Raw genomic sequence first — 11,734 nt, 5'->3', positions numbered from 1 at the left:
AACAGTTAAGATAATTTGCATATTATTTTCTCAAATTATTTTAACTGTTTTATTATATTTATTAATTTTATTTGACTAATTCCTTTATTTTTTTGTTCAAATAATCTGCTAATCAACACACGGACTTCTGAAACAGATAGTCCGTGCAGACGAGCCATTTCTTTTATCATTTTCCTACTGTCCCTTTTACTGAATTTCATCATATGGTCAGAACACCTCTTTTCTCAAAATTGATGATATATTTCAAAAAAATCCGCCAAAAATATAGCGAGTAAATGTTTCATCTATACAGACTATTATATTACACTCTGTGAATAGTTACAATAATGAAAAGCAAGAAAGGAGAGGGAAACTGTGGAAATAGACTATAAAGCAATCGGACAGCGTATCAAGATAGCACGAATTAAGAAAGGCATAACACAGGAAGCCGTCGCAGACCTTATAGATATTACCCCAGCCCACATGAGCAATGTGGAAACAGGGAAAACGAAAGTCAGCCTGCCGACACTGATTGAGATTGCCAATGCTCTTTCCGTATCAGTTGATATTCTCCTATGTGATAATGTACTTGCTTCACAGAATATTTTCAAGGGAGAAGCAAAAGAGATTTTTGAGGATTGCGACGAATACGAAACCCGATTTTTAGTTGACCTGCTGAAATGTGCAAAATCAGCCATGCGTAGGGACAAAGAAGTAAGAAATCAGTTCAATAGATAAAACCGTAGCGTGCAGATCACAATGAATTGTGAAATACAGCTACGGTTTTTCTTCTCCGCTAAATTTATATCCCACGCCCCAGACAGTGATGATATATCGTGGATTGTCTGGGTATGGTTCTATTTTCAGTCTTAACTTTCTGATGAATGAGGAAAGGTTGCTTGCGTCTGGTGCATTATCATATCCCCATACATTTTCGTAAATCTGTTCTTTTGTGAATACCTGCCCTTTGTGGCTGGAAAGAAAATGCAATAGGTCAAACTCTTTAGCAGTTAAATGTATGGTTTTACCATTTTTGTCAGTGACAATACGTGTATATGGATTTATGATTAAACTACATGATTGCTTCTCAACCATAATAGGAGAAGTGCATAATCGCTTAGTAAGCCAATCTGCCATTTGGTAAAACAGAGCTTCTTCTTTATCCGAAAATTCTGCAATCAATATTTTCCCATAATATCACCAACTTTCAACTATCGTTGATTATTTTGAGGTTTCTCTAATTTTTTAACTGGTCTGACATATTTAAAATATTTTTCAGGGTTGTAATAAAAATACATTATTCTTCCAGGGCTGGTATCAAGACGATAATTGACGCTAGTATAATCGAAATTCTTCATTGCCTGTTCAATTTTTTCTTCTACACTACAATTTTCCTGCTCATAATTGAAAGCTCCATGCTCAAAGACAATATACTCCGCTTCTGGAATATCAACCATATACATTTGAGGCGGTATTTCACCATTATAATCTAAAGGTAGCCTTACTCCCCAACATTCCACACGTGGAATTCCCCAGTCACAAAGTCTGCCATTAGGGTCGTTTATATATGCCATAATTTGACCGCTACCACAGTTGACTTCACTTCCGCCATCATCATCTAATTTGCCTTTGATACTGTCTAATAAACCACATATTGTTTCATAATCTTGTCCCGGAATAAGATTTTGCTTCTGCCAAAAATCCCAATAACCGTTGCTTTCATAATTTTTGATGTGTAAAAATTTGTGAGCTGGTATAGTCACAAAATAAATTCTTACGCTGTCATTTGACTTTATCATTCCAATCTCTCCTAATCCTAAGTAGTAGCGGTCAAAAGGAGTTATCTTAGTGCGGAGAATGACAGGGTTAGGATTTTTTCGATATTCACTCGGAGTTATACCAAATGTTCCTTTGAAGGCTCTGGTAAAAGCCTCATTTGAAGAAAATCCATAATCAAATGCAATATCTAGTAAACTTTTTTTGCTATCACGAACTTCTTTTAATGCAAAGGCAAGTTTCCTGCTTCGTAAATAATCTCTAAACTGTATTCCTGTAATCTCTTTAAATTTTCTGGTTGTATGAAATTCAGAGTACCCTAACTTGCGGGCAAGAAAACGAAGCGTGGGGGCTTCATCATTATAATTTTTAATACAGTTGTCGATTTCATCTACAATTATTTGTATTTGCTTTTGCCATTCATACATTCAATTCCACTCCTATTCAACCACTCCAATTTAATTATAAGGATATAAGGGACAAATTTCTTGATTTGACTTGCGATTTTTAGAACGCATTCCAAAGAAACAAAAATGCGAAGATACACCCCCAAGCATTTTTGGTTTTATTCGCACAGCTCACCATACCATAGATAAATATAAAAGTACCTTTGTTAAATCGTCTTTTTTGTAATCGTATAGATATATTCCTCTGGTGTAGGCGTTTTGTTTCCAAAATATCGCTTGAAGTTCGCCTGTACCTCTGGGTCTGTACTGTTCATAGCTTCGTCAATGGTAGCCTGTATTTCTGCCCTTAGTTCCGATACAGGGACACCGCTTGCCTTTGCACCAGCCTTTAAGATTTTTTTCATATCTCGTTTTTTTAGTCCAATCATCATTTTTCCTCCATATATTTTAAGAGTGTCCTGTTTTCATATATTTAATATTTTCCTTATGCAAAGAAATAACGAATACTATTTCAATTAAAATCATCAGAAAGATTAGTATTTGAACATCATAAATCATGCCAACAATAAATGAAATAAAAGGTATCAATATTGCAAATACCAAATATACTTTTGACTTATAAAGCCAACTATATGGTAATAAGTGTCCTCCAAAGATAATGGCAACAGTCATCAACATTTTTTCTGGAACAACAGAAAAAACCCACATAGCAATCAACAAATACAATAATTGATTTACCGTAAAAAGTATTCCTAATGTAGTTAAGGGGTTTTCTTTATTTTGAAAATCTATCCTCAATAACTTTGCAATGATAAAAGCTAATGGAAGAAGTAAAGCAAAGCAGAAAAAGCAAACTAAATTTTCTTTCTTACTTTCAAGTCCTAAATTTTGAACAAATAAAATCAGTCCCCATATCAATACAGAAGCTAAGATAAAGTGTATTCCTCTTTTTTGTGAGAAAATACTGTTATCTCTCATTTCATCTAAGGCTTTAGAATGTTTTTCTATTTCCATAAAATTTTTTTCCATAAAATTTTTCTCCTAACTTTTAAAATTCTTTTTTCTGTATTTTTTTTGAAAGCAGATAAGAACCAGTTATAGCCAAAAAGGATAAAACAAAAATCATCAAAAGATATGCTAATGTATTGGAACTGAAATAATTAACAATACTCATAATATGTTTATAAAAATTTTGATTGTTCATAAAATAATTCATGAGCGGAATACCAATGGCAAAACATACGATATATGGAAGTATCGCCATGATACTTGCCTTTGTATATTCAAATTTGAAATAGAATGGATACTGAACACTAATGAACAATACTGCTATGAGTATTGATAAAGCTAAAAACTGTATGCCATATATCCAATCAATGCGGCTTTTGGTAATGATAGAGAGAATTACAAAAATAGCAAAAGACAAAATCGCAGTAATGCCAATCGCAATAAGCGAGAATAAATACCTGCTTAATATGCTAGATGATTGTTTTATTGGCAATGTCCCATAAAGTCTATGAAAATTACTCTTTTCCGTAATAGCAAAAACAATATTTAACATAAAGACCATAAAAGTTAATGTTACCATAATACTCATACCTAAATCAGCAACAATTCCTAGCACAATAGGAACAAGAAGAAAAGGTAATATAACTTTTTTTAAAGGTTTCATTGCATAAAAATCTAGTTTAATTAAATGTTTAATCATCATTACACCCCTTTGTCTATATGAATTAAAATTTCATCAACAGTTGCATTCTCCGTAACAATTCGATTAGAAGTATATTTTATATCCTGCACATCTAATAATGCCGAGAAACCAGTATTTCCTTTTTGTATTCCAATCAACCGTTTTTCTAAGTCTGGTGTTAAATCTTCAATGCCACCTTTTGCAATGCAATATTTCTCAAAGAGTTCATCTTTCAATCCGGTATAAAATATTTTTCCGTTATTCATAATTGTAAGATAATCTGCAATCTTATCTAAATCTGATGTGATATGTGTAGAAAAGAGAATGCTGTTATTTTCGTTTTCAATATATTCTAAAAGAATATCCAATAATTCATCACGGGCAACAGGGTCTAACCCACTGGTAGGTTCATCTAAAATTAGAAGTTTTGCTTGATGAGATAAAGCAACTGCTAAACTTAATTTTAATTTCATTCCTTTAGAGAAATCTCTTATTTTTTTATTTCTATTAAGATGAAATCTTTCTATATTAGACTGAAACTTTGCAGTGTTCCATTTATCATAAAATGGAGAAATAGCTTTTTCCACATCATCTATTTTCCAATCTTCAACAAAGAGCAAATCATCAAAAACGACTGCTATATCCTGTTTAAAATCATATCTATTTGAAATGTCATTGCCAAAAACTTTAATCAGCCCACTTTCTTTTTGTAAAAGATTAAGAATGAGTTTAATTGTAGTTGTTTTCCCAGCCCCATTTTTTCCAACAAGCCCCATGATAAAACCTGTTGGTAGACTAAAAGAAATATCATCTAATCCAAAATCAGTAAATGTCTTTTTTAAACTATGGATTTCTAAAGCATTATTGTTCATTTTTTAAGTCCTCCATTAAAATTTTAATAATATCAAGAAGTTCTTCGTCTGTTTTTTTTAAAATTTTTGCATTTTTCCATATTTCAGCAAAATGTATTTCTATCTCAGACATTAGTTTATCCTCTAAAATATTTTGATTTAATTCTTTTACAAAACAACCTTTTCCTTGAACAATCATAATGTATCCATCATTTTCCAAATCAGTATAAGCTCTTGTTGTTGTGATTACACTTACTTTTAAATCTCTTGACAACTGTCTGATAGAGGGCAAAACTTCTCCTGAACCTATCTTTCCAGAAAGTATTGCTTCCTTTATCTGCTCATATATTTGTTGATAAATTGGAATATCTGATGAATTTTGGATAATGATTTTCATTTTATTCCCTCCAATACACCATACTGTTATTATTCACTATAAACAGTATAATCAATTTTGGAAAGATTGTCAAGTTAATCAATGAGGCTTGTGTTGCATACTTAGTATGCTTCTCAAGCCTCTTCTCAATTATTTAACAATTTTCCAGTTACTATCCTTATGAAGTGTCAGCTCATACTGTGATACCTGTGTCGCCTTTGTCTGGTTGTCAATGAACTTCACCGCAACGCTCACTTTCACATTGTCACCGTCAGCCTTAAATAAAGGATTGACAAGCTCGGAGTAAAGATAGTCCCCGTTTATCGGTTCAAGGGCGTTTCCCTCTACATAGTAGGCAAGCTCCTTGTCCGTTGCGGTCGGGTACAGCTTGAAGAATGTTTCCAGAAATGCCGTAGCGTCATTTACTGTGTCAGCGTCTACGCTGTTGTCCGCTTCCTGCACCTTTGGTTCATAATCAGATTTTTCCATAGCAGGAGCAAGGGTCGGGTTCTGGATAATCACCATATCCCCGTCAGCGTCTACATGGACGGTCACGGTATAGGTTTCTGATACATTCCTTGTCTGGTCGCCCTCTTTTATCTGCTGATCTACTTCGTAGACAACAGTAAAAGCGTTCTCCCCAGCCTGTTCCACGTCCCAGATAAGTACATCCGTGACTGTGGAGCTGGTCGGTATATCCGTTCTCACCGTATCAACATTCAAATCCTGCAATTCCTGTGTCAGATAGGCACTGATAGTCTATGTCCTTGCTTCGATTGCTTCCTTGCTGTTGCTCCATGTATAGTAGGATTTCGCAAAGTTCTTCACAAAATTTTCTATGCCGTTGGTGTCATTCAAGCGGAGCTGTATGGTTTCTATCTCATGCGTGGTGTGTTGGTCGATAGCCGTAAAATTCTTATACACACCAAAGCTCACGCTTGCGATAAGCACCACCCAGAGGGCAATGACGGACTTCTTATGCGTCCCCACTTTCATAGTGCAGATTTTCTTTTCCTTTATCGGTTTTTCTTTCTTCTTGAACATGATATTTCCATTCCTTTCTTTCTATTGCTTAATTCTGCCAGCCCCGATAAGGTGCTGTTGCCAGTAGCTATTGTTCAAATCAGCGTAGCCTATCGGGTCGCCAGCGTGGTACATCTGGTTATTTCCCACATAGATACCGACGTGGGTTACATACGTTCCCGCATTGTAGGTACTGTGGAAGAACACTAAATCCCCAGCCTGTGCCTGTGAAAGCGGGATATGCTGGGTAGCGTCATACTGTGCCTGTGCCGTTCTCGGTAAGGAAATGCCAGCCTTGCCGTAGCACCATTGAACCAGCCCCGAACAGTCAAAAGAAGTGTTAGGGTTGCTCCCGCCGTACACATAGTCCCAGCCTTGATATTTCAGAGCTTCATTCATTATCTTCTGTGCCAGCTCGCCCGATACTTGACTGACCGTGAGATACTGGCTGACAAGCTCCACGTAGAACATATTCCCGTACCCGTAACGCCAGCCACCATTGCGGGCGACAGCGATAGGGTTCGTGTAAGTGACTTTTGTTCCACCAGACTTGTCACGGGCGAAATTCTCTGCCAGCGTGAAGCTGTGCTTTTTCCCGTTTTTAGCCACATAGCCGATATAGCCACCGCCATAGTTATAGGACTGTACCACGACGTTTATATCCTCTATGCCTTGACTTTCTGCTGAAGAAAGCAGGGACGCAAAATACTTGCACCCCTGCTTGATTGAGCTTTCTGTATCAAGGGAATTAGGCGGTAATCCCATGCTCTCGGAACTCTGCATAACGTCCTCGGCTGTCCCGCCACTTTCCACCTGTATGATTGCCAGCAGATAGGGGACGTACTCGGATATACCGTACTCTTTAGCGTATTTCTCTACCATAGGCTGATGTTTCAACACCTCTGCGGACAGGTTCATGCCTGTTACCCATGAGGAAGAACCACCGCCCCCGTCGTCGTCCTCGGCACTGATAAGCACACCAAAGAAAAGCACTATCGCAAGAAGAAAGGGAAACAGGCTACCGATAAGAGCGATATGTCTTAGCTTCATTTCTTACGTCCTTTCTTTTCCGTGGTGTTTATGGTCGCTTTCTTAATGTTTCGCTCTTTTCTGGTGGTCTGTCGGTTCAGCTCCACACCATTAAGCCTTGTCCCGTGTTTCTGTGGTATAGGTTCATCAGATTTTGAAGCAAGCGGACGCTCCTTGACAGGCTGTGCTTTCGTCGGCTCGGTATGTACCTTGTCCGTGGTGACAGGTCGCTTGACTTCCTGCACTTTTCCTGTATCGGTCTTAGAAGCAGGAGAAGCGGTCACAGGTCTGTCATGGGGACGGGTAGCTCCTGTTGTCGCTGATCCGTCCGTCGTTCTGCCAGCCTGCTTTGCTTCCTGTGCCTTTTGAAGCTCCATACGCTTGTCAGCGATACTCTGTCTATGCTGTTGGAGCTTATCGGCACGCTGGCTCTGTCTGGTTTCCTGTCCCTGCACAATGCCACGCTTGAAGTCGGACACATTTTCCTTTGCCTTTTCCTTAGCGGAGTGCAGGGCATAGGCGGTCTGTGTCGGCATATCCTTGATATTCTCCTTGACAGCCGTTGCCTTGTCCTTGACCTTGTTTTTCGTATCAAGCACCGCACCTACGGCTGAACCAGCTCGGCTACTCATGGACTGATTGCTCCTGTTTCCTCTGGAAGCAGAAGTACGGTTTTTATTTCCCGCACCCGCAACGGCACTTCCCGCCACAGCTCCCGCCATGCTTCCAGCCGTAACCGCACCAGCGATACGTCGCTCCATACGCCTAGCCCTGTGTCGCATGAACAGATACGGACGGCGGAATATCCTGCGTCCCATGCTCTGGCTGTCCCCAGCATTTAAGCTGAACATACTCATAAGGTCGCCCAGCTTCATGTAGATACCCGCAAAGCACACTATCTGTAAGAACGCAATCATAAAGAACGGGTAATCGGTGGAGATGTTGTAGAACATACTGGAAATACTGAAAGCCACCGTGACAATGAGCGTTATTCCCGCCCTTGTCATAATCGTATTGAACACTCGCACGATTGCCTGTTTCGCCATGTTCTCATAGCTGGGTATCATGGAGAGCAGGAAGCTAATCGGCAGGAACATAGCGAAGATGATAAAAAGTATCTGGGAGAATATCATCATGCCTGTGAGCAGGAAAACGAATATCGTTATCCCCAGATTGAAGATGAGCAGGAAGAACACCATTCCCAGACGGTTGATGACCTGCGGTATCGTCAGATTGTCGTTGTCGTTATCCTCGATTTCTGTTTTTACCACGTCCTCACGGGTCGCCCCGTCGTCGGCAGAGGGACTAGCCGATACCAGAGCTTCCACACGGTCAGCCCCGATTTCTTCTATATCGCTGTTTCCAAACTGCAAAAGTAGCCACGGCTGTTGTACCTGTATGGAAAACAGGCTGTCCCTTATCAAGTCCACGCCGTCTTTTCCAGCACTGTCGCTGTCGGGGAGCATTATCTTTGTCCCCAAATCCAGCGAAGCCGTGGAAATGTCCGAAGAAAAGTCATTGATTTTCTTGATATAGTCGGGAGCGTAGGCGATAAAGGTAGCGGACAGCACGAACACCACAACGAAGTTGATAACGGCGTGTAATGCCTTGCTGGTTTCTCGCTTGATAAGCCCCGTGTAGGCAACATAGATACCCACGATAAGGATAATGAGAAGCAGGAAGCCTACATAGAAGCCCGTACTTCCGAAGCCGTTTTCCGTCACGCCCGCTAGGGTCTGTATGCTTTTCCCGATACTGTCTGCCATGTCGTTAATAAAGTCCAGCTTATACGCCTGCTGGACGACGTACCCCGTGGCGTTGGAAAGATACAGGCTGATAGTCCAGATAAAGTTGGTGATACAGTAAAGCCCGTATTGTACGGACTTCCCGATACCGTCCAGCCAGTTCCACGGAAGCCAGCCCCAGCTATTGTCCACATAGAAGTCAAGCTGATAGTTTTCCAGCGGGTACTGTGAATACAGGTTGTCCGCATTGACCGTATCATCTACCAGCCCCGTGGCATGAGCCACCGTACCGAACAGGGAGAGGAACACGACAGAGGTAAAAATGACTATCAGAGCAATCTTGAAAAAACGAAAGAGCTTCTTTTTTGTCAGAAGCCCCTTTATCCTATCTTTCATCACTCCACCTCGCTTTTCACGGGCGGTCTGGTATCAAAGGCATGCAGTAATTCTTCAAAGACTGGGTGTATCTGCACCACGCCCACACGCCCGTACAAATCTTGAAGCAGGCATTGTCCGTTCTCCAAGTCACGAAGCCTTTTCTGGTTGTTCTCGTCGTCCTTGTCGATACCGAAAAATTCAAGGGTCTGCTTTATCTCGTTGATGTCCGTAGAACGGAAAGCGAATTTCAGCCCGATATTGTTCTTTAGGCTCTCTTTGGACACGTCGCCAGAGGATTGCGTGACGAAGTACACGCCCGCCTGCATAGCACGTCCCGCACGCACCAGCTTGTTTGAGAGGGTTTCGCCCTGTGCCACATTCAAAAACGCCCACGCTTCATCTAAATCCACGATTTTAAAAATGCTTCTGTCACTGTGAATAAAATCAAGGGCAAAGGTACTAATGACAATCAGCATAGCCACGGACAGCAGTTCAATGGTCGTGTATTCCTCAAAGGTCGTGTCTTTATCTGGCAGAACAAGGTCGGCAACCTGTATGATATTGAGCTGGTTGTCCAAGCTGATAGCGTTCTTAACCGTTCCGTCCGAGAACAGCAGATGTGCAAAGTCATAGTCTGTAAAGCTGTCGATATGGTCGGCAATGTTGCGGGCAATCGCCGTGTCCTCTCTGCGTAGCTCATCTATCACATGGAGAAGTCCTCGCTGATCGCTCTGGGTCACGGCTCGCACCGCTTTTCTAAGGACAGGAAATTTCTCACCGTCCCTAGAGGAAATCCCCGTAAGGAATGTGAGAATGTCTATCGCCAGACTTTCAGCGTCCTTTACATTCTTCATAATCACGAACGGGTCAAGAAGCCCAGCGTTTTCCTTATCGCTGGTAAGGTTGACGATATTGATTTCATGGGCTATCTCTAGAAGCGTTTCTTTCCAGTTGCCACGCTCGCTCTTAGGGTCGAGAATGACCGCCTGTCCGCCGAACAGGACGGAATAATAGACGATAAGGTTATTGCAGAATGATTTTCCACCGCCCAACGAACCGACAAAAGCGGAAGCCAGGGCATTGGTGACCGTACCTTTCACGCCTTGACTGGCAAGAGAGGGCTGTAAATAGACATTTCTTCCCGTGTCTACGGAATAGCCGATATAGATACCTGTATTTTCTCCTAACTGTTGTGTTGCCCCGTAGCCAAGTCCAGCCAGAAAATCACTCTTGACGTATTGTACATAATCATTGATGTAACGCTTGCTGGCAGGGAGAAATTCAGAGTGAAGCCCCAGCATATCCCCAGCAGGTCGCACCAGCTTGACGTTTAAATCGTCGTAGAAGTCCTTGACCTCATCACAGCGTCGTTTCAGCTCGTCAAGGTCGTGAGCGGACACACGGATAACGTAAGAAAGTTTATACATGCTTTCTTTGCTCTGGTCGAGGTCGGTTTCCAGCTCGTCCACGCTGTCCAGTGCGTCCACCACGTTTGAGCTGGTTTCGCTTCCAGACTGATAGGCGTGATTGTCCAAGTCTTTCAGCTCTTTCTTTTTATTTCTCACCGTGGAAAGTGCCTTGCGGTTGCCGACGATTTCCACATTCATGCTCGTATCAACAGGGAAAGTAAACTGCTGTTGCTGGAAGTAAAATATCTCACTGGACGGAAAATCCAGCGCGCCCACAATCGCATTGACGGTAAAGTAGGACACGAAGCTCTCGCTGTCCTCATGTTCCAGCCTTATGTATCGCTGGCTTTCCTCTACCAGACAGCGGGTCGGACGGATAAGGTCGTACTGCTTGATGAGCGTTGCCTTTTTCAGCTTCTTCTTTGGAAGCGAATACTCGTAGTCCTCATACGCCACACCGTCCCTGCCGTAGATATGCTCGATAAGATACCCGAAGTCGTTCTTGTCCAAGCGTCGGAACTTGAAACGGCGGGAGATTTTATTTTCCAGCAGTTTTTCCATTTTCATGTAGCGGTTGATTTCATCATCTGGCATGGAGATAAAGTCATTCATCAGCGTATGGTTGACCTCGTTCAAGAACTCTTTGAACGTCATAAACGCCGATTTCTTCACACTCTCCAGACTGACTTTTTCCTCGGTCACAATGAGCTTGAAGCCGATAAAAAAGCGGTAGTCCACTTGATTGTCTCCAATCATGGACACAAGGGCTTCCGTCTGTTCGTCTATCTTCTGAATTGCAACATCACGAAGTCGCCCTTTCACCAACTTTTTTGACTGCTCCTGTATGCTTCTGACGGAGCTTTCCGTCGCTATCTGCAAGGCGTGTATCTTTCCCTCACGACTCTGTGCGATAAGCTGACGGAAGCTATCATGGACGATAAATTTCTGTTCCGCTGACAGAAAAGAATAGTTATACGGTATCAGCTCATAGTAGGCGAATACCTCATTGTCCTTGTTCCAGACAAGGTTGTTGTCGATATACTTAATCGGGAACATACATCACACTCCTAA

The 11,734-nt window shown here is 41.3% G+C and carries 11 protein-coding genes and 1 pseudogene; 1 reads left to right on the top strand and 11 read right to left on the bottom strand.

Annotated elements, in window-relative coordinates; all coding sequences use genetic code 11:
- The first annotated feature begins 354 nt into the window (after window positions 1-354).
- Complete coding sequence (locus B5E92_RS13750; RefSeq protein ID WP_074087801.1) at window positions 355-717, top strand: helix-turn-helix domain-containing protein; 363 nt, start codon at window positions 355-357, stop codon at window positions 715-717.
- 39 nt (window positions 718-756) lie between these two features.
- On the opposite strand, the gene B5E92_RS13745 is transcribed toward B5E92_RS13750, so the two are convergent.
- The 11 genes and pseudogenes from B5E92_RS13745 to B5E92_RS13695 all read right to left on the bottom strand — a co-directional run bounded on the left by B5E92_RS13745 (window position 757) and on the right by B5E92_RS13695 (window position 11,719).
- Complete coding sequence (locus B5E92_RS13745; protein WP_235423856.1) at window positions 757-1,161, bottom strand: winged helix-turn-helix domain-containing protein; 405 nt, start codon at window positions 1,159-1,161, stop codon at window positions 757-759.
- Window positions 1,162-1,190: 29 nt separating this feature from the next.
- Window positions 1,191-2,183, bottom strand: coding sequence for a helix-turn-helix transcriptional regulator (locus B5E92_RS13740; protein ID WP_074087797.1), 993 nt, complete (start codon window positions 2,181-2,183; stop codon window positions 1,191-1,193).
- Between the two features lie 185 nt (window positions 2,184-2,368).
- Complete coding sequence (locus B5E92_RS13735) at window positions 2,369-2,590, bottom strand: hypothetical protein (protein WP_074087794.1); 222 nt, start codon at window positions 2,588-2,590, stop codon at window positions 2,369-2,371.
- A 19-nt stretch (window positions 2,591-2,609) separates the two neighbouring features.
- Window positions 2,610-3,191 carry a DUF7010 family protein gene (locus tag B5E92_RS13730; RefSeq protein WP_239406484.1) on the bottom strand — a complete coding sequence of 194 codons (582 nt, stop codon included), beginning with the start codon at window positions 3,189-3,191 and terminating at the stop codon, window positions 2,610-2,612.
- Window positions 3,192-3,210: 19 nt separating this feature from the next.
- Window positions 3,211-3,870, bottom strand: coding sequence for an ABC-2 transporter permease (locus B5E92_RS13725; protein WP_087303153.1), 660 nt, complete (start codon window positions 3,868-3,870; stop codon window positions 3,211-3,213).
- A 2-nt stretch (window positions 3,871-3,872) separates the two neighbouring features.
- Window positions 3,873-4,724 carry an ABC transporter ATP-binding protein gene (locus tag B5E92_RS13720; protein ID WP_087213681.1) on the bottom strand — a complete coding sequence of 284 codons (852 nt, stop codon included), beginning with the start codon at window positions 4,722-4,724 and terminating at the stop codon, window positions 3,873-3,875.
- Window positions 4,714-5,100: a GntR family transcriptional regulator gene (locus tag B5E92_RS13715; protein WP_087303151.1), complete on the bottom strand. Its 387-nt coding sequence runs from the start codon at window positions 5,098-5,100 to the stop codon at window positions 4,714-4,716. The genes B5E92_RS13720 and B5E92_RS13715 overlap by 11 nt, the downstream gene beginning before the upstream one ends.
- Before the next feature lie 129 nt (window positions 5,101-5,229).
- Window positions 5,230-6,123: pseudogene (locus tag B5E92_RS13710) on the bottom strand (conjugal transfer protein).
- Between the two features lie 21 nt (window positions 6,124-6,144).
- Window positions 6,145-7,152 (bottom strand): lysozyme family protein, encoded by a 1,008-nt coding sequence (locus tag B5E92_RS13705; protein ID WP_087303149.1) that lies wholly within the window; start codon window positions 7,150-7,152, stop codon window positions 6,145-6,147.
- Window positions 7,149-9,272 carry a CD3337/EF1877 family mobilome membrane protein gene (locus B5E92_RS13700; protein ID WP_087303147.1) on the bottom strand — a complete coding sequence of 708 codons (2,124 nt, stop codon included), beginning with the start codon at window positions 9,270-9,272 and terminating at the stop codon, window positions 7,149-7,151. Before B5E92_RS13700 ends, B5E92_RS13705 begins: the two co-directional genes overlap by 4 nt.
- The gene (locus tag B5E92_RS13695; protein ID WP_087303145.1) at window positions 9,272-11,719 is read right to left on the bottom strand and encodes an ATP-binding protein; all 2,448 of its coding nucleotides are present in this window, start codon (window positions 11,717-11,719) and stop codon (window positions 9,272-9,274) included. The genes B5E92_RS13700 and B5E92_RS13695 overlap by 1 nt, the downstream gene beginning before the upstream one ends.
- Between the last annotated feature and the right edge of the window lie 15 nt (window positions 11,720-11,734).

This window comes from Erysipelatoclostridium sp. An15, from assembly GCF_002160675.1.
Classification (GTDB): Bacteria; Bacillota_I; Bacilli_A; order Erysipelotrichales; family Coprobacillaceae; genus Thomasclavelia; species Thomasclavelia merdavium.
Note: the sequence above shows the minus strand (reverse complement) of the source record. Positions and strands in the feature narration are given on the sequence as shown.